Genomic DNA, 22,036 nt, shown 5'->3' with positions numbered 1-22,036 from the left:
AGAAATGTCTGGATTCCGTGTGGAATCTCTTCATCGGATTGAAACAAACCGGAGGAACGATGGCAACCGAAGCAAAGTGCCCATTTCATCATGGCGAGAGCGCCCCGCGTACGAATAACGATTGGTGGCCGAACCAGTTGAACCTTAACCTGCTGCATCAGCATTCCTCGTTGTCGAACCCGATGGGAGAGGAATTCGACTATGCCGAGGAGTTCAAGACTCTCGATTATGACGCGTTGAAGAAGGACCTGGTAGCGCTGATGACAGACTCGCAGGACTGGTGGCCTGCAGACTTTGGTCATTATGGCCCGCTGTTTATCCGCATGGCGTGGCATAGCGCGGGTACTTATCGCACCTTTGACGGCCGTGGCGGTGGCGGCCGCGGACAGCAGCGTTTTGCTCCGCTCAACAGCTGGCCGGACAACGTGAACCTGGACCGCGCGCGCCGTTTGCTGTGGCCGATCAAGCAGAAGTACGGCAGAAAGATTTCGTGGGCGGATCTGATGATTCTCGCGGGGAACGTCGCGCTGGAATCGATGGGATTCAAGACCTTCGGCTTTGCCGGCGGGCGGGCGGATGTGTGGGAGCCTGATCTCGATGTGAACTGGGGACTTGAGAACACGTGGATGGGAACGGATAAGCGCTATTCCGGTGAGCGCGATCTTGCGAAACCATTCGGCGCGACGACGATGGGCCTGATCTATGTGAACCCGGAGGGTCCCGAAGGCGTGCCCGATCCGGTTGCTGCGGCTCGCGACATCCGCGAGACCTTTGGCCGGATGGCGATGAACGACGAGGAGACGGTGGCTCTTATCGCTGGTGGGCATACCTTTGGCAAGACGCACGGCGCGGGTGCTGGAACCCATCTGGGGCGTGAGCCCGAGGGTTCAACGATTGAAGAACAGGGCCTCGGCTGGACGAGTGCGTATGCTTCGGGCATCGCAGGCGATGCGATCACCAGCGGTCTTGAGGTGACCTGGACGAGCACGCCGACGAAGTGGAGCAGCAACTTCTTCTGGAATCTCTTCGGTTACGAATGGGAGTTGACGAAGAGCCCCGGCGGCGCGCACCAGTGGAAGCCTAAGGGTGATGCAGGAGCGAACACGGTGCCCGACGCGCACGACCCGTCGAAGCGCCATGCTCCGGCCATGCTGACTACCGATCTCGCGCTGCGCGTCGATCCGATCTATGAGAAAATTTCGCGCCGCTTCTATGAGAATCCCGATGCGTTTGCCGATGCCTTTGCCCGCGCGTGGTTCAAGTTGACGCATCGCGATATGGGACCGCGAGCGCGATATCTTGGACCGGAAGCTCCGCAGGAAGTGCTCATCTGGCAGGACCCTGTTCCGGCTGTGGATCATGCGCTGGTGGATGAGAAGGATGTCGCTGCGCTCAAGGAGAAGATTCTTGCGTCGGGACTCAGCGTTTCGCAGCTGGTTTCAACTGCGTGGGCTTCAGCCTCGACCTTCCGCGGCTCGGATAAGCGTGGCGGGGCAAATGGAGCGCGCATCCGCCTGGCGCCACAGAAGGACTGGGAGGTCAATCAGCCTGAGCAGTTGAAGACGGTGTTGCATGCGCTCGAGAAGATTCAGAGTGAGTTCAACGGTGCTCAGTCGAACGGTAAGAAGATTTCGCTCGCGGACCTGATTGTTCTCGCGGGGAATGCGGGCGTGGAGCAGGCAGCGAAGAATGCCGGCATCAAGGTTACGGTGCCGTTTGCACCCGGGCGCACGGATGCATCGCAGGCGCAGACCGATGTGGACTCCATTGCCGTGCTCGAGCCGGCCGCGGATGGCTTCCGTTCCTATACCAACAGCAATGGGCACTCGCCTGCTGCACCGGCCGAGGTCACGCTGCTCGACAAGGCGCAGTTGCTTACGCTGACCGCACCGGAGCTGACGGTGCTGGTTGGCGGCATGCGGGTGCTCAACACCAACTTCGGGCAGACGAAATATGGTGCCTTTACCAATCGTCCGGAGGCTCTGACGAATGATTTCTTCCTCAACCTGCTTGATATGCGCACGGTGTGGAAGGCGGACTCGGAGGCGAAGGATACGTTCGAAGGACGCGACCGCACGACAGGCGAAGTGAAGTGGAAGGCAACGCGTGCGGATCTTATCTTCGGCTCAAATGCGCAGCTGCGGGCGCTGTCCGAGGTCTACGGAAGCACGGATGCACATGCGAAGTTTGTCGATGATTTCGTGGCAGTCTGGAATAAGGTGATGAACCTCGACCGCTTCGATCTGATCGCCTCTTAGCGATAGAACCAGTCTCTCTCCTGCGTCTCCTCTGGCCTGCTGCTCGTCCTAACGAGCGGGGCCAGAGGAGCGCATTTTTGTTTGCGCTTCTTGCCGTTGCAAACTTATGTCCGTACTCGCGACTGCATATGCGGGGCAGATCATGGAGAATAGAAGTGAGGGAGAGTGCGCATGAATGATGAGGGCCGCAGAGCCTTCCTGAAGTCTTCCGTGGCTGCGGCGTTTGCGGCCGCAGTTCCAGCCTCCACCGCCATGGCCCAGGTACCGGCCACAAGCACTGCACCGCGGCAGAAACCGAATATCATCCTCTATCTGTCGGACCAGTTTCGCTGGGATTTTGTAGGTGCGAATGGTCATAACGGCTCTACGCACACACCGAATATCGATGCGCTGGCTGCGCGCGGCAAAAACTTTACTCACACGGTTACAAATCAGCCGGTCTGCGCGCCGTCACGGTCGGTGCTGTTTACCAGCCGCTATGCGACAGAGACAGGAGTATGGCGCAACGGCAAGGGGCTCGATGAGACTCTGCCCACGCTTGCGACGGAGCTGCGCAAGGCCGGCTATAGCGCAAACCTGATCGGCAAGTGGCACCTTGCGCCGGGTACCGAAGCCGAGGGCGGCGGCCGCGGAGCGGTGAAGGCCGAGCACCGGGGCGGCTTTCTCGATCTGTGGGAGGGTGCAAATTCGATTGAGAACACTTCGCATCCGTATGAGGGAACGATCTGGGATCGCGATAACAAGCCAATTGAATATAAAGATGAATACCGCGTCGATTTTCTGACCGATCGCGCGGAGAAGTTTCTTCGTCAGAAGCAGGACAAGCCGTTTCTGCTCTTTATCTCTCAGCTGGAGCCGCATCAGCAGAACGATATGGGGCAGCCGATTGCTCCGAAGGGGGCGGCGCAGCGCTTTCTCAATGGAACGGTGCCTGAGGATCTGCGCGCCTTTCCGGGCACGTGGCAGGCACAGCTGCCCGACTACTACGGTTGCATCGAGGCGATCGATAACTCGGTGGGCCGCATCCGCAAGGTACTCGAAGAAGAGCATCTGGCCGAGAATACGATCTTTGTCTTTCTCAGCGATCACGGCTGCCACTTCATGACGCGGAACCAGGAGTACAAGCGCAGCACGCATAACAGCTCACTGCGTGTGCCGCTGATCATCGATGGCCCCGGCTTTCGCGGTACGCAGCAGATTCCCGAGCTCGTGGGGCTGATCGATGTGGCTCCGACATTGCTGGAAGCTGCTGGTGTCCCGGTACCTTCGAGCTGGAAGGGGCGCAGCGTGTTGCCGCTGGTCAACGATCCGGAAGCGAGACAGGGCTGGGTAAACGAGCAGTTCATTCAGATCAGCGAATCGATGACAGGGCGCGCGATTCGCACGAAAGACTGGACGTATTGTGTTGCCGATCCGAGCGGCGATGCTACTCAACCGGCTGCGTCGAGCTATCACGAGTACCAGATGTACGATCAGCGCGCCGATCCGCATGAGCTGGTGAATCTGGCCGGACGCAAGGAGTATCGTGCCAAGGCGGATGAGCTGCGTGAGCAGTTGAAGAAGCTGGCCGTTGCGGCTGGAGAGCCGGAGCCGGAGATCGTGGAAGCAAAACTCTATCCGTAACCGTGTTGGTTACAGGATTGTATTGTTGCAAGAAGAAGCCCGGCGATCGCATCGATTGCCGGGCTTCATCTTGTGAATTGCGTTCTTACTTCGTGTATTCATCCCGCAGGCGGGTCTGGCGCGAGACCATGGGGATGGCGTGGCCTTCGATATAGACCTGTTTGACGTCGGTACGGACATCGAGCGGGTCTCCGTTTGCGATGACGACGTTAGCGGTTTTGCCTACATCGAGCGAGCCGAGTTTGTCGGCGACACCGAACATCTCTGCGGGGTTAATGGTGATGGCCTTCAATGCTTCGTCGTAGGGCAGGCCGTAGGCTACGGCGTATCCGGCGGCGTAGGGCAGGTTGCGATCGAAGCCGCCGCTCGGGCCACCGCCCGCGCCTGAGGACGAGAAGGCGATCTTGACGCCACGTTTGTAGAGCTCGGCGGGCAGCGAGTAGACGGCGTCATAGCGTTCGTTCGCGTCGGGGAAGTCGTAGATCGGCCCGACAATGACCGGCACCTTGTAGGAGGCGACCTTGTCGATCACATCCTGCGTGTGCGTGAGGTGGTTGAGTACGACCTTGAGGTGGAACTGCTGCGCGAGCTGCATGGCGACCTCGACCTCATAACCCTGGTCCGCTCCAAGGACAACAGGTTTTTCGCCGCGCAGATAGGGAAGCAGCGCTTCGGACTTCATGTCGATCTTGGGCTCGGTGGGCTTGGGGTCTTTCTTGTCGCCTTTCTCCCACTTGGCGAGCTTGGCCTCGTAATCGGACTTTGAAGCTGCATATTCCTGCGCGTCGATGAGCGTCTGGCGGAGCTGTTCGGCGAGGCCCATACGCGTAGAAGGGAACTTGCCGCGGCGGCGCTGGTCGCCGGAAAAATTGACGGGCAGCGCGACATCCTTGCCGAGGATCATCTGGTCGCGGTCGCGGCCAGCGAGCTGGATGAAGATGTCCTGGCCGGGCATCGAGTCTTCTGAGGCGGGCGCGACGATGGCATTGGTGATGCCATTGAGACGGGTGATGGGGATGTGCTCGGTCTCGGCGTGGAAGGCGTCGTAGACGTGCATGTTGGGGAAGATTTCGTCGCTGGTTTCGACAAGATCGTTCGAGGCTTCATCGGCTTCGATCTCGGAAAGGCCGAGATTCGTCTCGGCGTCAATGAGGCCGGGGTAGACGGTCATGCCGCGTGCGTCGATGACCTGCGCGTTGGAAGGAATCTGCACCGAGGCAAACGGTCCTACGGCTGCGATCTTGCCGTCGGTGAGGATGATAGTTCCGTCGTCGATGGTGCCGTGGGTGATGGTGAGCAATTTGCCGTGAGTGATGGCGACGGCGGGCGCGGGTGTGGCGAGATCGACGACCGGCGCAGACTGGGCATAAAGATGCCCAAACGAGAAGGCCGTTGAAATTGTAACCGTGGCGATGACAGAAAGGCGGTTCCGCATTAGTTGCCTCCTTCGTCGTCGACATTGGCGCCGTCTTCGCCGCCGAAGCCGTGGGCCTCATGCATGGCGCCGGAGAAGTGCGTGGTGCCGAAGCCGGGGAGCGAGTCATCGAAGAAGAGATCGCCGTCGATGTAGACTTTTTCGGCGCGGGCGTAGGTGGAGAGCGGGTCCATGTTCCAGAGGACGAGATCGGCGTCCTTGCCGGTATCGATGGAGCCGACCTTGTCGTCGACGCCGATGATCCAGGCGGGGTTCAGGGTGATCATCTTGAGCGCGTCTTCCTCGCTGACACCGCCGTAGCGGATCATTTTGCCGGCCTCCTGGTTGAGGCGGCGGATGTGGTCGTTGGAGTCGCTCTTGAGGGCGACGCGGATGCCGGCCTTTTCGCTCATGGCGGCATTCCACGGGATCGCGTCCCAGGCCTCGTCCTTGTAGCCCCACCAGTCGGCAAAGGTGGCGATGGCGGTGCCGGTGGGAGCGATCTGGTCGGCGACCTTGTACATCTCAAGCGCGTGGTGGAAGGCGCGAATCTTGAAGCCGTACTCCTTGGCGATGGCCTCTTCGGTGAGGAACTCGTCGGCGCGGTAGCAGTGGATCTGCACGTAGAGCTTGCCGCGCAGCACATCCGCAAGCGCTTCGAGCTTCAGGTCCTTCGCAGGCGGAGTCACGTCCTTATCGCCTTTGGCGACCTTGGCGTTGTACTCGTCCCATTTGGCCATGTAGGCCTTTGCGTCCTCGAAGGACTGGCGCATGACTTCGAAGTTGCCCATGCGGGTGGAAGGCAACTGGCCGCGGCCTCCATAGACGCGCTTGGGGTTTTCTCCGCTGGCGAACTTGATGGAGCGTGGCGCGTCGGGGAAGAGCATCTGGTCGCGCGAGAGGCCGAACTTGTTCTTGATGACGACGGCCTGGCCGCCGATTACATTGGCCGAGCCGTGCAGCAGCAACTCGGTGGTGACGCCGCCGGCGAGGGCCTGGTAGAGGGCTTTGTCGCGATTGTCGAAGGCGTCGATCATCATCATGCTCGGAGTGACCGGGCTGGTCATCTCATTGACGTCGTTGCTGAGCGCGGAGTGCGAGTGCGGATCGACGATGCCGGGGGTGAGGTACTTGCCGGTGGCGTCGATCTTTACGACGTCAGATGGGGCGTTGACTGTGGCGCCGTAGCCGGCGATCTTGCCGTCGTGGACCCAGACGCTGCCGTGCTCGATGGTGCCGTGGGTGACGGTCATCACCGTGGCGTTGGTGATGACGAAATCATGCGGCGGTGGTGTGGGTGGGGTCGCGGACTGGGCGAAGGCTGTAGCGGTTGCAGCTAAGCCTAATGCGAGTGGGAATTTCATCGACGGAGGAATGGGACGTTCCCCTTTGCGATTGGATTGGGTAGCCGGAAAGGCGAGTATAGCGGGGAGTGGGTTGCGGGAGGTAGGGATTTTTTAGGGTATGGGGTGTAAGGAGCAGGGTGTAGATGGGATGTGCTGGTGTGGGCCGTGCATTCGTAACGGAACTGGTTACGAATCCTATTTGCGGCGGCGTCTCCAGCCCAGAACGATGCCGAGGGCGATGCCCGCGGCGGCGACGGTGGCGAGCTTGTTGCGGCTGGTGATGGGGACGAAGGTGGTGCCGTGGTCGCTGACATCGATGACGCCGACGGGGATGGCGCGAACGCCGCAGCCTCCTCCTCCGCCCTCACCCTGCGCGCTGGAGTTGCCGACGCCTCCGGTGCCTGCGCCGGCTCCGTATCCATAAGCGACCTTGGCGACGGGGATGACAGTGTGTCCCTGCGCGGTGATGGGATCGCCGTAGATGGTCTTTACGCCGGCCTGGCCGAGGATGTTTTCCTTGAGGGACTGCAGGAGGGCGACGCTGCTCATGGGCAAAAGCTCCTTCGGCAGCCATTATGCACCCGCTGCTGCGCGCAGGGCGAATCGCCTTCGGCCTCCGCCGGCATATGCTTGATGGGGTTCGTTTCTCCCACCCAAGCGGAGCTTGGGTGGGGCACCCGGGCTTCTGCGAACCCACGTCTCAGGATCGAGACGTGGGGCACCCGTTGTTTACTCGTGACCGAGGACTTCGGCGGAGATTTTGCGCAGCTCGGGGAGGACGTCGCCGAGAGCTACCGGTGCGGCGTCCTTGGTGCCGAGGCCAAAGTAGACCTTCCGGTAGAGGGCGAAAAGGCGGTCATAGATGGCCGCGGCTTCGGGGTTCGGGGTGTAGGTGATGTAGTCGAGACACATGGCCTTCTGCGCCTCCTCAATCGAGGAGAAAATGCCGGCGGCCAGCTGTGCGAAGATGCCGGAGCCGAGGCTGGTGGGGATGCCGGCGGGCACGAGGACCGGCTTGTTGAAAACGTCGGCGTAGATCTGGTTGAGCACCTTGTTGTGCTGCGGGATGCCGCCTGCATTGATGACGCGCTCGACGGGCACGCCGTTCTCGGCCATGCGCTCGAGGATGATGCGGGTGTGAAAGGCGGTGCCTTCGATGGCAGCGAAGAGCTCGTCCTGCGCGGTGTGGATGAGGTTCCAGCCGAGGGTGACGCCGCCCAGTTCGGAGTTGACGAGCACGGTGCGGTCGCCGTTGTCCCAGCTGAGGCGGAGCAGTCCGGTCTGGCCGGGGCGATAGGCTTCGAGGCCCTTCGAGAGTTCGGCGACCTTAGTACCTGCACGGCGTGCGATGGCTTCGAAGATGTCGCCCGTGGCGGAGAGTCCCGCCTCGACGCCGGTGTACTGCGGGTGCACGGAGCCGGGCACCACGCCGCAGACGCCAGGCACGAGCACGGTGCGCTTCTCCATGGCGATGATGCAGGTGGAGGTGCCGACGACGTTGACCACGTCGCCCTCGCGGCAGCCTGCGCCGATGGCGTCCCAGTGCGCGTCAAACGCGCCGACAGGGATAGGGATGCCGGCCTTGAGGCCCATGCGCTCGGCCCAGTGCGGCGCGAGGTGGCCTGCAACCTTGTCCGAGGTGAGGTATTCACCGTCAAAGCGCTCGCGGATGCCGTCGAAGAGGGGATCGAGCCTGGAGAGGAACTCCTGCGGTGGCAGGCCGCCCCACTTGGGGTTCCAGAGCCATTTGTGGCCCATGGCGCAGACGCTGCGCTTCACCCTGGTCGCGTCGTCGATGCCGGCGAGGGTGGCGGCGACCATGTCGCAGTGCTCGAAGGCGGTGTAGAACTGTGCGCGCTTATCGGGGTTGTGGCGCAGCCAGTGGAGGAGCTTGGCGAAGCCCCACTCATGGGAGTAGACGCCGCCGCACCAGTCGATTGCCTCGAGCTTTTGTGCATGGGCGAGCGCGGTGATTTCCTGCGCCTCACGCTTGGCGCGGTGATCGCACCAGAGGTAGTAGTCGTCGAGCGGCTGGACCTGCTTGTCGACGAAGATGACGGAGGAGCCGGTGGTGTCGAGGGCGATGGACTCGATCAGCGAACCGTCGATGCCTGCTTCGGCGATAGCCTTCTGCGTGGCCTTTACCAGGGCTTCCATCTGGTCGAAGTGCGACTGCGTGGCGTAGTCGGGGTCTTCACGCTTGCGGTGGAGGGGATATTCTGCGGAGGCGGTGCTGAGCCGGCCTTTGGTGCTGTCAAGCAGGGTAACGCGAACGCTGAGGGTTCCGAAATCGACGCCGGCGACGATGGCCACGGTGGTTCTCCTTGAGGTGCAAGTGCTCCAGAAAACGTTTTATCACGCGGCGGGGTGAAAGGGCGAGAGGCAGCGATTCGGAGACGTAAGGAAGGGTTGAGCCCCGCTATTTGCTCTCCTGCCTGCGTTTCAGGAAGGCTCCCGATCAGGCACACGCTTCCCAAAAGGAAATAGCTGGCTGAAAGCCTGGAGGCTTCGGAGGGACTTCACGGTACTGCGCGAGTAAGGCCATCTTAAGCTGATTGCACCTATGTCGACCGTGCCAGTCGAGAAGCAGATCGAAACGCGTGCCACGGCGCGCCCGGTGACTGCAGCATTGGAATCAGCCGCCAGCTTTCATCGCTCAGGCGATGCGGCTGCTGCCGAGGCTCTTTATCGCGAGATCTTGGCGGCAGACCCCAGACACTCCGAGGCAAACCACAATCTCGGGGTTCTGCTGATACAGCTTCGGCGCGCCTGCGAGGCATTGCCGCACTTGAAGGCGGCCCTGGATGGAGAGCCGGAGCGACCACTGTATTGGCGCAGCTGTGTCGAGGGCCTGATGCAGGCTGGCGGCCCGACTGAGGCTCTACGGTTCATGCGCGAGGCAGGCGACCGTGGAGTGCCGAAGGAATTCGCGGCAGCGATGATTGGCCGGCTTGAGGTGCTGGTGAAGCGGATCGGTGAGCGTCCGGGAGCGTGGATGCCCGATCTCCATGGCGAGGTGTACACGCGGGTACTCAAGCGCCTGCACGAAACGCTTCGTCCGCAAACGTACCTGGAGATCGGGGTCGAAACCGGCGCGACCCTGGCGCTGGCGCGGTGCGCTTCGATCGGCATCGATCCCAGGTTCCAGTTCTCGAATATGGACGTGGTGCGGCAGATCGTCGCCAAGCCCAGCCTGATGCTTTACCAGATGGCGAGCGACGCATTTTTCGACCGCTGGCATCCGGCCGAGCTGCTGGGTAGTCCGATCGACTTCGCCTTTCTCGATGGCATGCACCATTGCGAATACCTGTTGCGCGACTTCCTGAACACCGAACGGTATTGTCTCCCCGGTTCGGTGATAGCGCTGCATGATTGCCTGCCGCTGGAGCTGCCGATGGCGGAGCGGGCGCGGAACCTTGAGGCGCTGGACCCGCAGCGCCAGACCATGTGGGCGGGGGACGTCTGGCGGACGGCGCTGCTTTTGAAACGCCGCCGGCCGGAGCTGCGGATGACGGTCCTGGATGCGGCACCCACCGGGCTGGTGCTGGTCTCGAATCTCGATCCGCAATATCAGCCAATTGTGAGCTGCGAGGACTGGGTGGAGGAGATGCTCAGCTGGTCGCTCGAGGAGATCACTCTTGCCGGTTACTACCGGGAGATGGGGGTAGAGCCGGAGATTCACCTGCGAAGTCCCGAGCAGCTGTTGGCCCGGGTGCGAGCGGACGGCTCGTCTGATCGCTCGTCTCATGTGGGATGACGATTAGGGGTAGTGCTCTCCCATGTCTCAACATCGAGACATGGGCACCCACGTTTGTACGGGAACCGCAGGTCTCTCTACTTCGCTCTGCTCGCTGCGGTCGGGATGACAGTTCTTAATAAGAAAAGAAGATTTAAGCAGAAGGCCCGCAGTTTTGTGGCTGCGGGCCCTCTGTGACTGTTTGGGTTACGTTTTTGTGGACTACTCTTCCGGCTGCGCGTGGTAGTGCATATCCCAGCCGAGGTATTTGGTCGCGGCCTCGTAGACCGGGCTGGCGACGGTCGAGAAGTTGGCCGCGACATGATGCTCGAAGCCCTGCTCGCAGATGTAGCGGAGCAGCTTCTGCATCTTGGGAATCTCAACGACGCCCGCGCCGCCGAAGGTCTCGAGCGGATCATTGGTGAACTGGCCTTCGCCGACGTAGCCGCGGATCTTGCCGGTGTAGTCGTCGGTCGAGAAGCGCAGGTAGGACATGGCACCGGCCTTAACGCGGCCGACGCAGGTGCCGAAGGTGTTCTCAATGCCCACGGTGCCGGCGATGATGGCCTGATAGTCCATCGTCACTTCGGTGAAGAAGTGCTTGGGCAGGTTGGAGCAGTGGAAGCAGACGGCCTTGTTCGGGTTATCGCCGTAGTTGTTGTTCCAGTCGAGCAGGGCGCTCGGGGTCTCGGAGGCGAGCGCGAGGCCGTACATGCTGAGCACGCCGACGACGTCGACTTCGCAGGCCGAGGAGAAAAGGTTCTCGCTCATCATGCTCATGACGGTGCAGGGCACGACGCCGAAGTACTCTTCGAGCGAGGTCCAGCACTGTATGGCGCTGATGGTGCAGTAAGTCTCCTTCATCCAGGTGTCGATGACGGCGCCGAGCTTGGACATCTTGAGCAGTGCGGCTTCAGGTACCGAGCCGGTGGGCACATAGGCCTTGATGGCGGCGAGCTTGGCCTGCGTGACGTCGTCGGTGTCCTTCAGGCGGTCGATGCGGCCAAGGACTTCTGACAGATCGAGGGTTTCGACCGAGATGCCGGCGCGCTCGAGCTGCTTTTCGCTGTAGCGGACGGTGTTGAAGGCCGCGGGACGCGCGCCGAGAGCGCCGATGCGGAGGTTCTTGAAGCCGCCGACCACGCGGCAGACCGCGGAGAACCATGCCAGGTCCTTCTTGAAGGCTTCCGAACTGGGCGAGACGGTGTGCGTCGCCGTAAGCGAGTACGGAATGCCGTACTGCATGAGGTTGTTACAGGCCGACATTTTGCCGCAGAAGCTGTCGCGGCGGTTGGCGATCTTCATGATGTCGGTGCGGTCGGGCGTGGCCTGCACCAGCACCGGCACCTTGAGGCCGGAGAGGCGGATGGCGTCAACGATGGCACGCTCTTCGCCGAAGTTGGGCAGGGTGACGATGATGCCATCGATCTCTTCGGCATGCTTCTTGAAGAGCTCGGCGCAATGGCGTGCGTCCTCAGGGGTCTGGACGGCGCCGTGCTGGGTCTGCTCAGGCGTCAGAACGATGGATTTGTAACCGTTAGCGTCAAGAACCTGGATGATCTCTTCGCGGCCTTCCTTGGCGAGGTGGTGAGGGAAGAATCCGCGGCTGCCGACGATGACTCCGAACGTAAGTTGCTTTTTCATAAAGTCCGATCTCTTTGTTTGTTTGTCGCTGATCCCCGTTTCCGAGGGGATCAGGGTAATGGGAGTGGAAAATCAATCAGCCTAGCTTCTTGGGCCAGAATTTGATGGTGTAGATCAGGCCGGCGATGAACATGAAGGCGCCCCACCAGACGGCTGGGTGGAGGGAGTTGAGAACGGGAGGATGGGCCAGTGGATGGCCGAGCTCCCAGAGACCTTCGATGGTGATGACCAGGCCGTAGGCTCCGAAGAGGATACCGGCAAAGAACCAGATGGAGAGGGTTTCACGCATGCTCTCTGCTCCTTCTTACCAGAAAATGATGTTGGCGATGATGAAGAGCATGGCGATGACGCCGGCCCAGAAGATTGGCTTCTGGTACCAGTGCTCATCATGCTCCTGAGGCAGAGGGGATACGCCGTAGACCAGGCCCTCGAGCTCGGCGACCGGGCGGGGCTTGGTCATGTAGCTGACGACGACGGTGACGATGACGCAGACCAGCCACGACCAGAGGGCGCGGTAGAGGTCTTCTGCCATGGCCTTGGCATCGGGCGAGAGGGCGACATAGCGCAGCGCCTTGGGATCGTTGTGAACCCAGGCCCAGAGACCCACAGCCGTGGCTGTTCCGGAGAGCAGACCCCAGAAGCCGCCGGCCTTTGTCGCGCGCTTCCAGAGCATGCCCAGGATGACGGTGCCGAAGAGCGGGGCAATGAAGAAGCTGAACAGGCTCTGCACGTAGTCCATGATGGAGGCTGCGTGCTGCACCAGATACGCGGTGCCGACAGAGATGAGCACGCCGATGAAGGTGCACCAGCGGCCCATGGAGACATAGTGGCGGTCGGTGGCCTTCTTGTTGATGAAAGCGCCGTAGATGTCATACGTCCAAACCGTTGAGAAGGCGCTGACGTTGCCTGCCATGCCGGACATGAAGCCGGCAATGAGAGCGGTGACGCCGAGGCCGAGCAGGCCGGGTCCGCAGTAGCGGACGAGCATCAGAGGCAGAACCTCGTTGTAGCTGTGGCCTCCGGTGGCGACGGCCTGGGATTCACCGACGAGGTGGAAGGGCAGCACGGAGAGTGCGAGCAGGCCGGGCAGGATGACGATGAAGGGCACGGCCATCTTGAAGCCTGCGCCGATGATCGGAGCCATACGCGCGGCGCGCAGGTTGTGCGCGGAGAGGACGCGCTGCACAACGAGGAAGTCGGTGGTCCAGTAGCCGAAGCTGATGACCAGGCCAAGGCCGAAGACGATGCCAGTCCAGTGCACGCCCATTGGGTTGTCGTTGAAGTGGCCGAGACCGCTCCACATGTGGACGTACTGTGTGTTGCCGACGTTGTGCAGGATCTGGTGCTTGAGATTGGTCCAGCCGCCAGCCTCAACGAGGCCGAGGATGGGGACCAGGAGCGCACCGAGCCAGATGAGGAGGAACTGGAGAACCTCGTTGAAGATGGCCGAGCGCAGGCCGCCCAGCGCGACGTAGAGGGCGACGGTGATCGACGAAACCCAGATGGAGAAGTTGAGATTCCAGCCGAGAACGACCTTCATCACCAACGCCATGGAATACATGTTGATGCCGCTCATGAGCACGGTCATGAAGGCGAAGCTGATGGCCGAGAGCGCGCGTGCTCCATCGCCGAAGCGCAGATGCAGGTAGCCGGGGACCGAGTGGGTCTTCGAGATGTAGTAGAAGGGCATCATGATGATGCCGAGGAAGAGCATCGCCGGAATGGCGCCGATCCAGTACCAGTGCGTGGCGAGGATGCCGTACTGATAGGCGGAACCGGCCCAGCCCATCAACTCAAGTGAGCCGAGGTTGGCGGAGACGAAGCTGAGGCCAGCAATCCACGCGGTCATCTCGCGTCCGGCCATGAAGAACTCTTCGCTGGTATTCGCGGAGCCCTTCAGGTAGAAGCCGATGAAGATGACAATGGCGAAATAAATGGCGATGACAGCAATGTCGACCGCGTTGAGGCGCGCGAGCTGATGAGTGACTGGTCCGTCGAACAGAGCCAGGAGCGAAGCGGGAGATGCGTGCATCTGTATTGTTCCTTAACTGTTACAAAATGCGATGCGGTGGTGCCGGTGCAGCGCGCGAGCCATTCTACTTGCCCTGTCCGTAGGTGGCCTTGGCGCCGTGCTTGCGCTGGTAGTGGCGGTCCAGCAGGGCCTGGGAAACGCCGGTGCAGGTGGGGTTGAGCGCGACTGTGAACCAGGCCATGCGGGCAACGGCTTCGAGAACCGTGGCGTGGTAGGCAGCGTCGGCTGCATCCTTGCCCCAGGCAAAGGGGGCGTGGCCGCGGACCAGAACGCCGGGGATTGCGTTCGGATCGAGCCCCTTGAAGCGATTCGTGATGTTGATGCCGGTATTCAGCACATAATCGCCGTTGATTTCCTCGGGCGTGAGTTCGTCGGTGACCGGAACGGGGCCGTAGAAGTAATCGGCGTGGGTGGTGCCGAATGCCGGGATCTCGCGGCCGGCCTGAGCCCAGGCGGTGGCGTACTCGGAGTGGGTGTGGACGACGCCGCCGATGGTGGGGAATTCCTTGTACAGATGGAGGTGGGTGGCAAGATCGGAGGAAGGACGAAGCTTGCCTTCGACGATATTGCCATCAAGGTCGGTAATGACCAGGTCCTCGGGGGTCATGGATTCGTAAGGGACGCCGGAGGGCTTGATGGCGACGAGGCCGGAAGCGCGGTCAATACCGGAGGCATTCCCGAAGGTGTACAGTACGAGACCACGGCGAACGATTTCGAGATTGGCCTCGAGAACGTCGCGGCGAAGCTGTTCGAGCATGATGAAGAATCCTTCCCGAGAAATGATGACAGTTGCTAAAGCGGTTTACCAGTTTTAGTTCGGCAAACGTTTACTGGAAGTTTGAAGGTACGCGCTTTAAACTGGGCCAGTCAAGATAGGAGTGCAAGTTTGGCGACGAGAAAACGACCCCGGCAGGGAAACCAGGAAAAGCGTCTGGATATTCGCGATGTGGCGCAGCATGCAAAGGTGTCGATCGCCACAGTTTCACGCACAATTAACGGAGTTCCGACCGTTGATAAGGAACTGGCCCGACGTGTGTGGGCGGCGATCGAGGAGCTGAATTATTTTCCGAATACGCAGGCGCGGGCGCTCGTCTCCGGACGGACACGTCTTTTCGGTCTGCTGGTTTCGGAAATCACCAACCCATTCTTTCCCGAACTGATTCAGGGATTCGAAGAAGTCGCGGTCGAGAATGGCTACGAGATCCTGATCGGGTCGACGAACTACGATCCGGAACGGATGAGCCTGTGCGTGAGGCGCATGATCGAGCGCAGCGTGGAAGGCGTAGCGGTGATGACCTTCGGCGTGGAGCAGCCGCTCCTCGAAGAGCTGGCCTCGCGACGGGTGCCGATGGTCTTTGTCGATGCCGGACCGCCTGGTGAACTGGTGCGGCCGCTGCTGGTGGATTACCGCAAGGGAATTCACGAAGGCGTGCAGCACCTGGCGGTGCTGGGACACCGGGAGTTCGGCTACATCAGCGGGCCGCTGCGGCACCGCTCCTCCCAGTTGCGAAAGGCTGCATTCCTGGAGGCTTTGGAGACGATCGGCGTCACGCCGCGGAAGGACTGGATTGTCGAGGGCGATCACACGCTCGAGGGAGGAATGCAGTGCATGGACGCGATGCTGGCTGCTGGATCGCTGCCGACTGCGCTGCTGTGCTCGAATGACATGACGGCAATTGGCGCGTTGCGGGTGCTGAACAAGGCTGGGCTGCGAGTGCCGGAAGACGTGTCGCTGATCGGTTTTGACGATATTCACCTGGCCGAGTTCGTGAACCCGCCTCTGACCACGGTGCGGATGTCGCGCAACGATCTCGCGCGTGCTGCGTTTAACGCGTTGCGCTCGATTGCTGAAGGGCAGGAGTTGTCCGGGCAGCCGAGAACATGGAGGGTGCCGACGGCGCTGACGGTGCGTCAGTCGACGGGGTATCCGCGCGGGACTGACGCGGTGGGGAAGAAAAAGAGAGTGAAGAAATAGGAGATAGGGTTTAGGGGATAGGGTGTAGTCGGGTTCTTTGCCTGTGCTCTCCCATGTCCCGTTAACGTCCTGCCAAAACAGACAAGGCCCTCGCATCATGCGAGGGCCTTGTCGTTGGTGCTGGGGGAGGGAGTGGTTAATTCTTCCGGTTGGGGAAGAGCCCCATGCGGAAGGTGACCATGTAGCTGCGTGCCGCAGTCAGGCTGAGCTGATCGAGAGGCGAGATCGCAGTGGTGGCGATGTAGCTGGATCCGTTGACGGCGACCGCACTGTTGCTGGCGGCGACATCGAGGATGTCTTCGCTGTTGAAGAGGTTGTTGATGCTGAAGCCGATCTTCGACTCGTCGAAGATCGAGTGCTTGCGGATGGTGTAGTTGAGGAACAGGTTCACGTTGTTGAAAGGTGCATCGTAAACCTGGTTGTGATAGGTGCCGTTGTCGTTGTAGTGAGCGCCGACGCGCTTCTCGATGATGCCGAGGTCGAAGCCGTGGTCCTGGTAGGTGACAGCCAGCGACTGGGTGTAGCCCGGAGTATCGGCTACATTCAGACCGGAGGGCACGCCCTTGCCGGTGTACGTGGCCTTGTTCACGGTGCCGTTGGCGTACGCATGGAAACCATAGCCGAGGGCCACGTTCGTCTCCGCCTCGAAGCCCTTGGTGACGGAGTCAGGCCCGAGGTAGTACTCGTTGAGGTCGTAGGCAGAGTCGTTAGGGTTGGCAACGGCATTCGAGACGTAGTTGTTCTGGAACTTCACACGGAAGACATCGGCGTCGAGCGTGAAGCGGTTGGCCTTGAGAACGGTTCCAGCCTGGTAGGTGGTCGTCTCGGTCGGCTTGGGCAATGTGCTGACTTCCTGTCCGCCGCCGGCGACGTCGAAGGTAGAGCTGGGCGGAATCTGCGCGCCCTTGCCGAACTGCGCGTAGGCCGACCAGTTGTTCAGGATGCGGTAGTTGCCTTCGGCCGAAGGCAGATTGCTGCCGAAGCCGCCTGAAGAGGTGGTGTAGGCCGCACCGTTGAGATCGCCGACGATCTTGCCGTCATCCGCATACTGCTTGAGGTTCATCGTGTAATAGGCTTCCTTGTCGCCGCCGGTGAGGGTCAGGCGCTTGGTGGGGTGCCATTCATACTCGATGAACGGGTTGTAGGAGTTGGTCCAGAAGTTCTCGTGGAAGTTGGGGAGGGTCTGATCTTCGTGGGTGAGGGGATTGGACGGGAACTGGTAGCGGTTGGTTGTAGCCCACTCATACCAGAGGCCAGTGCGGAAGACACCGTACTTCGAGATCTGGCTGGCGGTGGCGGTCTCGCCGTATTTGCGATAGCTGTTCAGCTTGTCGACGGCGCAGGGCAGGTAGTAATAGGACTTCTTCTTCTTTTGCGTGGAGCAGGTGGTTTCGTTGATGAAGCCCGTGGAGCTGTCCTTGCCCGTGGCGAGACCGGTGGTGTCGTTCGGGTTGTCGTTCGCGTAGTACTGGGCGTTGTTGTAGCTGTAGGTGTACGGCTTGGCGTCGATCAGCCAGCCGCGGCCCAGGAATGAGTGAATGCCGACGTACTCGAAGTCGGTGGGCACGCGGTAGGTGTTGTAGGGCTGGTAGAAGCCGCTGGTCGGGTCGTTTTTCTGCAGCAGGTAGTTCCAGCCGTAGTTTTCGATCTGGGCGCGGAGCGGCGGGTTATTCGGCGTGTTGGCGTAGAGGCGGACCACGCCGCTGTAGCCGGTGACAGTCGTCTTATCGGAGGCGTTCCACTGCACCTTGATGTCGCCGGCATCGCGTTCCTGATCGTTGTAGGTCTCAAAGCCGTCGGAGGTCATGCGGTGGATGTCGAGGTTCAGGCCGATATTCTTCTTCGGTCCGAGCATCCCAGTGGCGTACTTGCCGTCGAGGAGCAGCGTGTTGAAAGAGCCGTAAGAGACCTGCCCCTGTACGTTCTGTTCCTGGGAGACTTCCGGGGATTGCAGGTTGATCGAACCGCCAAAGGTGCTGGGGCCGATCGTCGAGGCGGTGCCGGGGCTGCGGTCGAAGTCGACGCTGCCGATCCAGAGGCCGGGGAAGAAGGCCCAGGAGTGATGCGTGGGGGTGTTGGTGTCATCAAAGGGGATGCCGTCCCAGGTGATGTCGTAATCGCCGTCCGGGAAGCCGCGGAAGTAGGTAGTGCCCTGGCCGAGTCCGATGCCGTTGGAGTTGTAGCTGAAGGTGCCGGGGGCGATCTGGATGATTTCGGTGTAGTCGGAGGTGGGCGGCGTGAATTCGCGGATGAACTTGCTGCCGATTTCAGACTTGGGTGCTTCGGTATCGAGCGAACCCTGAGAGAGCCCTTCCTGGGCGGCGAGCGAGTCGCCGGCGAGGGCGCGGACCTCGACGTTCTCCGAGGAAGATGCAACCTGGAGCTGTACGGGCAGATGCAGGGACTTGCCGCCGCTCAGCGACACCTGGCTCTGGGTAACGGTCTGGAAGCCAGTTGAGGCGATGGTGATGTCATAGCTGCCATCCGCCAGTCCGGTTGCGTAGAAACGGCCCTGATCGTCGGTGGCCAGCTTCTGGTCGACGCCTGTGGCCCGGTTCCGGATATGCACTTCTGCCTTTTGAATGGCATTGCCGCGGGAATCCATCACGGAGCCGGTAATGGAGCCACCTGCCGCGGTCTGGGCCATCAGCAGGGACGAGGCAGTGAGCAGCGTTGCCGCTGTTCCGGTCCAAGTGAAGGATCTGCGTCCAATGGTGTGTAACAAGTCTTCCTCCAGAAATGTCCAGTAAAGGACTAAGGTCTGGGCACACCGTAACTGCCGCATGTAAATAACCCGTTACAGCGCGGGTTCAGGCAACCTCTTCAGGATGAGCGGATGCAGAGGCGCAGCGGGGAAATGCGGGATTTTCCCGGAAACACTGCGGAAGTCTGCCTGGATCAAGCATTTCCGCGTTGAGGTGGGAACCGTAGAGTGGGTCATGCTGCGAAGAAAAGAAACGGATGTGAAGGAAGCGCCTTAAGATTTCGGCAGCGGTTCTTAAGAACTCTTTCAGGAATTGCATTGCGTTCATTCTGGCGGTTGCGCGGTTACGCGGCCTCGTGTCAGGCTGATGCTCGTATGCGCCTGTTCTCGCGTTCGCTCCTGTCTGCCTTTATTTTTTGCGCTGCTGCTACCGCGGTAGCGCAGAACCAGCTTGCCAACACCACCGTGCTGATCGTCCGGCATGCGGAGAAGCCTCCGGAGGGCGCGAGCCTGACGCCGCAGGGCTTTGCGCGCGCGGAGGCTTATGCCCAGTACTTTGCGCCGTTTCATCTCGATGGCGAGAGCATCGCAATCAACGCGCTCTATGCGGGACACGACTCGAAGAACAGCATGCGTCCGCGGCTGACGCTCGAGCCGCTGAGCCATGCGTTGCATCTGCCGCTGAATACGGATTTCACCACCGAGGATCCCGAGGCGCTGGCTGAAAATCTGAAACAGACAGCGCATGGCGACCACGTGTTGATTGCATGGCGGCATGGAAAGATTCCTGCGCTGGTGACGGCGCTGGGCGGCGATCCTTCGCAACTGATTCCGGGCAGCAAGTGGCCGGATGATGTGTATGACTGGGTCGTGGTACTGCGCTACGATGCAGGCGGTAAGCTGGCCCATGAGCAGCTGATCCATGAGCCGAAGCTGGTCAAGGGGCAGGAGTAGGTGATTCGCCTTCGGCACGCGCTCCCGATGGTCGCATGCGTGGGTATGTACTCCGCTGAAGTAGAAAAGGCTGGAATGGGTACTCGTGGTTTGAGTACCCTGCCGCTTTTATGGCACCGTTGCTGTGACGTGTTCGGTTTCTTCGCGGAGCGCGCGCGGCATGCGGATGGTGAAGACCGAGCCCTTTTGCGGCATGCTTTCGACCGTGAGCTCGGCACGATGGGCATCGGCGATCCAGCGTGCGATGGAGAGACCGAGGCCAAGGCCGGCCTTGGTGCGACGCTCGCGCAGATCGGCCTGATAGTAGCGATCGAAGATCTGACGGCGCGTGTCGAGCGACATGCCGATGCCGGTGTCGCGCACATGGAGCAACGCGTGGTGCTTTTCAGCGCCTAATTCGACGCGCACCTCGCCATATTCCGGCGTGAACTTGATGGCATTGTCGAGCAGGATGCCGAGCAGCCGCTGCAGGAGCAGGCTGTCGCCCTCGATATACACCTGTTCGTCTGGCAGGCTCCAGTCGAGCAGGATGTGATTGGCTTCTGCGACGTCCTCGACGCGGCGGCAGCCGCTGACGATGAGTTCGCAGAGATCGAGACGCTCAAGAGACATTTCATGGACGAAGTTGTCGCTGCGAGCCATCGACAGCAGGGCATCGAGCAGCGTGGTTGCGGTGCGGCACTCGGTGGCAATGCGGTCGAGATCTTCGCGATATTCCACATCGGAGCGATTGCGGTTCAAAGAGAGCTGCGCGGTGGCAAGCATCACCGTGATCGAGGTGCGAAGGTCGTGCGATGCATCAGCGGAGAACTGGCTGAGGCGCTTGACCGCTGCTTCGAGACGCGCAAGAAGCTGATTCCATGCCACGGCAAGCTGCTGGACTTCATCCGTTGCAGGCGGAACCGGCAGGCGTGCAGAGAGATTGCCGATGCCGATGCCGACTGCGGCGCGCGTCATGCGGTCGATGGGCTCCATGGCTCGCCGGCTGAGGAAATATCCGCAGAGAAGCGCGAGCAGGAAGATCACGGGCATGAGCAGCAGAAGCGCTCGCTGATAGGCAGCGAGAACATCGAACTCTTCTTCGAGCGAGCTGCCGACGTAGAGCGTCATGGGCTGGCCGGCGATCATGGCCTGATGACACATGATGAGCGCGGCAGTTCCGTCGACGGATCTGGGAAAGAAAGAGCGCTTGAGGCAGGGATGCTCGTAGGGCGCGGCCCACGCAGCCTGCTGCTCGGATTGGGGAAAGAGCAGGGAATTGTCCGCGCTACGCAGCTCGAAGAGATTCCCTTCATGCGTGACCAGCGCGTATGCGGTGAGCTGATTCTCGAGTGAATCGCGCACGCCCTGCGCCCGGTTGGTCTCGAGCATGTGGAGCAGCCGGGTCTCGCGTCCGAGCAGGTGCGACTGCTTTTCGACGATAAGGGCGTGGCGCAGGATGCCGTAGGAGACGATGCCGAAGAGAACGGCTCCGAGGAAGATGACAGCCAGATACCAGAGTGTGAGCCTGGCGCGGATGGAGAGTCTCTGCAGCTTATTCCACAACGAAGATGTACCCCGTGCCATGTACTGTGCGGATGAGCGGTTTGGTCTCGGAGCGGTCCTCGAGTTTAGTGCGCAGGCTGTGGATGTAAACGTCGAGCGTGTTTTCCTTGACGCCGTTGGCGTCGTCCCATGCGGCTTCGATGAGCTCTTCGCGCGAGGTGACGAGGCCGCTGCGCCGCATGAGGACATCCAGCAGCTCTGTCTGTTTGCGGGTCAGCGGAATCTGCCGGCCGTTGCGGATGGCGAGGCGCCGCTGACTGTCGAGCGTGACGCCGGCAGCCTGCAGCAGCGGGCTTTGCACCGGCTGGGCCCGGCGGGCGATGGCGCCGATGCGCGCCAGGAGAATCTTGAGCAGAAACGGCTTGACGAGATAATCGTCGGCGCCCAGATCGAAGGCTTTGAGCACTTTGGGGACGGCATCGACGGCGGTCAGCATGAGAATGGGCGTGCGGCAGTGGCGGGCACGCACGGTTTCGAGGACCTGGAAGCCATCCATGCCGGGCAGATACACGTCGAGCAGAGCGGCGTCATACTCGCCGCCCAGCATCATAGCCGCGCCTTCGATGCCGTCATAGGAGGTAGAGACGCTGTGGCCCTCTTCGCGCAGGCCGCGTTCGACCAGGCCTGCAATGCGTTTGTCATCTTCGATCAACAGAACATTCATGGTGCGCTCCAGACAGTAAGCCACCGGATTGTTGCAGTCAGGTAAAAGCCGGATTGCTGGAGCCAGGGAAGGGACGGGGAGGGGGGCGCGCGGGGTGATGGGGAGGGGCAAAGCAAAGGATGGGGCAAACGTGACAAAATG

The 22,036-nt window shown here is 61.0% G+C and carries 16 protein-coding genes; 5 read left to right on the top strand and 11 right to left on the bottom strand.

Annotation, left to right across the window (positions count from 1 at the left end; genetic code table 11):
• The first annotated feature begins 59 nt into the window (after positions 1-59).
• A complete protein-coding gene (gene katG, locus ESZ00_RS00195; protein WP_129206173.1) occupies positions 60-2,258 on the top strand; it encodes a catalase/peroxidase HPI in 2,199 nt (732 codons plus the stop codon).
• Positions 2,259-2,429: 171 nt separating this feature from the next.
• A complete protein-coding gene (locus tag ESZ00_RS00190) occupies positions 2,430-3,881 on the top strand; it encodes a sulfatase family protein (RefSeq protein ID WP_129206172.1) in 1,452 nt (483 codons plus the stop codon).
• Positions 3,882-3,966: 85 nt separating this feature from the next.
• Here ESZ00_RS00190 and ESZ00_RS00185 read toward each other — a convergent pair whose 3' ends face one another.
• The 4 genes from ESZ00_RS00185 to ESZ00_RS00170 all read right to left on the bottom strand — a co-directional run bounded on the left by ESZ00_RS00185 (position 3,967) and on the right by ESZ00_RS00170 (position 8,954).
• Positions 3,967-5,316 carry an amidohydrolase family protein gene (locus ESZ00_RS00185; protein ID WP_129206171.1) on the bottom strand — a complete coding sequence of 450 codons (1,350 nt, stop codon included), beginning with the start codon at positions 5,314-5,316 and terminating at the stop codon, positions 3,967-3,969.
• A complete protein-coding gene (locus ESZ00_RS00180; protein WP_129206170.1) occupies positions 5,316-6,659 on the bottom strand; it encodes an amidohydrolase in 1,344 nt (447 codons plus the stop codon). Before ESZ00_RS00180 ends, ESZ00_RS00185 begins: the two co-directional genes overlap by 1 nt.
• A 177-nt stretch (positions 6,660-6,836) precedes the next feature.
• Positions 6,837-7,190, bottom strand: a complete 354-nt coding sequence (locus tag ESZ00_RS00175; RefSeq protein ID WP_129206169.1) for a spore germination protein GerW family protein — start codon at positions 7,188-7,190, stop codon at positions 6,837-6,839.
• Between the two features lie 180 nt (positions 7,191-7,370).
• Positions 7,371-8,954 carry a ribulokinase gene (locus tag ESZ00_RS00170; protein WP_129206168.1) on the bottom strand — a complete coding sequence of 528 codons (1,584 nt, stop codon included), beginning with the start codon at positions 8,952-8,954 and terminating at the stop codon, positions 7,371-7,373.
• Positions 8,955-9,204: 250 nt separating this feature from the next.
• Between ESZ00_RS00170 and ESZ00_RS00165 the strand changes: the two genes are divergently transcribed.
• Positions 9,205-10,398 (top strand): tetratricopeptide repeat protein, encoded by a 1,194-nt coding sequence (locus ESZ00_RS00165; RefSeq protein WP_129206167.1) that lies wholly within the window; start codon positions 9,205-9,207, stop codon positions 10,396-10,398.
• Between the two features lie 201 nt (positions 10,399-10,599).
• On the opposite strand, the gene ESZ00_RS00160 is transcribed toward ESZ00_RS00165, so the two are convergent.
• The 4 genes from ESZ00_RS00160 to ESZ00_RS00145 form a co-directional block, all read right to left on the bottom strand.
• Positions 10,600-12,021 (bottom strand): L-fucose/L-arabinose isomerase family protein, encoded by a 1,422-nt coding sequence (locus ESZ00_RS00160; protein WP_129206166.1) that lies wholly within the window; start codon positions 12,019-12,021, stop codon positions 10,600-10,602.
• 76 nt (positions 12,022-12,097) lie between these two features.
• The gene (locus ESZ00_RS00155; RefSeq protein WP_129206165.1) at positions 12,098-12,310 is read right to left on the bottom strand and encodes a hypothetical protein; all 213 of its coding nucleotides are present in this window, start codon (positions 12,308-12,310) and stop codon (positions 12,098-12,100) included.
• A gap of 15 nt (positions 12,311-12,325) precedes the next feature.
• Positions 12,326-14,053, bottom strand: a complete 1,728-nt coding sequence (locus ESZ00_RS00150) for a sodium:solute symporter family protein (protein WP_129206164.1) — start codon at positions 14,051-14,053, stop codon at positions 12,326-12,328.
• A 64-nt stretch (positions 14,054-14,117) separates the two neighbouring features.
• A complete protein-coding gene (locus tag ESZ00_RS00145) occupies positions 14,118-14,813 on the bottom strand; it encodes an L-ribulose-5-phosphate 4-epimerase (RefSeq protein ID WP_275669377.1) in 696 nt (231 codons plus the stop codon).
• Between the two features lie 126 nt (positions 14,814-14,939).
• Here ESZ00_RS00145 and ESZ00_RS00140 point away from each other — a divergent pair, with 126 nt between their 5' ends.
• Positions 14,940-16,028 carry a LacI family DNA-binding transcriptional regulator gene (locus tag ESZ00_RS00140; RefSeq protein WP_229740850.1) on the top strand — a complete coding sequence of 363 codons (1,089 nt, stop codon included), beginning with the start codon at positions 14,940-14,942 and terminating at the stop codon, positions 16,026-16,028.
• A 136-nt stretch (positions 16,029-16,164) separates the two neighbouring features.
• Here the strand turns inward: ESZ00_RS00140 and ESZ00_RS00135 are convergent, their stop codons facing one another.
• A complete protein-coding gene (locus ESZ00_RS00135; protein ID WP_164981255.1) occupies positions 16,165-18,753 on the bottom strand; it encodes a TonB-dependent receptor in 2,589 nt (862 codons plus the stop codon).
• Between the two features lie 354 nt (positions 18,754-19,107).
• On the opposite strand from ESZ00_RS00135, the gene ESZ00_RS00130 reads away from it, so the two are divergent.
• Positions 19,108-19,686, top strand: a complete 579-nt coding sequence (locus ESZ00_RS00130; RefSeq protein ID WP_188590825.1) for a flagellar basal body-associated protein FliL — start codon at positions 19,108-19,110, stop codon at positions 19,684-19,686.
• Between the two features lie 108 nt (positions 19,687-19,794).
• On the opposite strand, the gene ESZ00_RS00125 is transcribed toward ESZ00_RS00130, so the two are convergent.
• Together ESZ00_RS00125 and ESZ00_RS00120 are read right to left on the bottom strand one after the other, a co-directional pair.
• A complete protein-coding gene (locus ESZ00_RS00125; RefSeq protein WP_129206161.1) occupies positions 19,795-21,252 on the bottom strand; it encodes an ATP-binding protein in 1,458 nt (485 codons plus the stop codon).
• On the bottom strand, positions 21,221-21,895 hold the full coding sequence (locus ESZ00_RS00120) for a response regulator transcription factor (RefSeq protein ID WP_129206160.1): 675 nt from the start codon (positions 21,893-21,895) through the stop codon (positions 21,221-21,223). Before ESZ00_RS00120 ends, ESZ00_RS00125 begins: the two co-directional genes overlap by 32 nt.
• Between the last annotated feature and the right edge of the window lie 141 nt (positions 21,896-22,036).

Source organism: Silvibacterium dinghuense (assembly GCF_004123295.1).
Classification (GTDB): domain Bacteria; phylum Acidobacteriota; class Terriglobia; order Terriglobales; family Acidobacteriaceae; genus Silvibacterium; species Silvibacterium dinghuense.
This window is presented reverse-complemented; position numbering and strand designations above follow the sequence as displayed.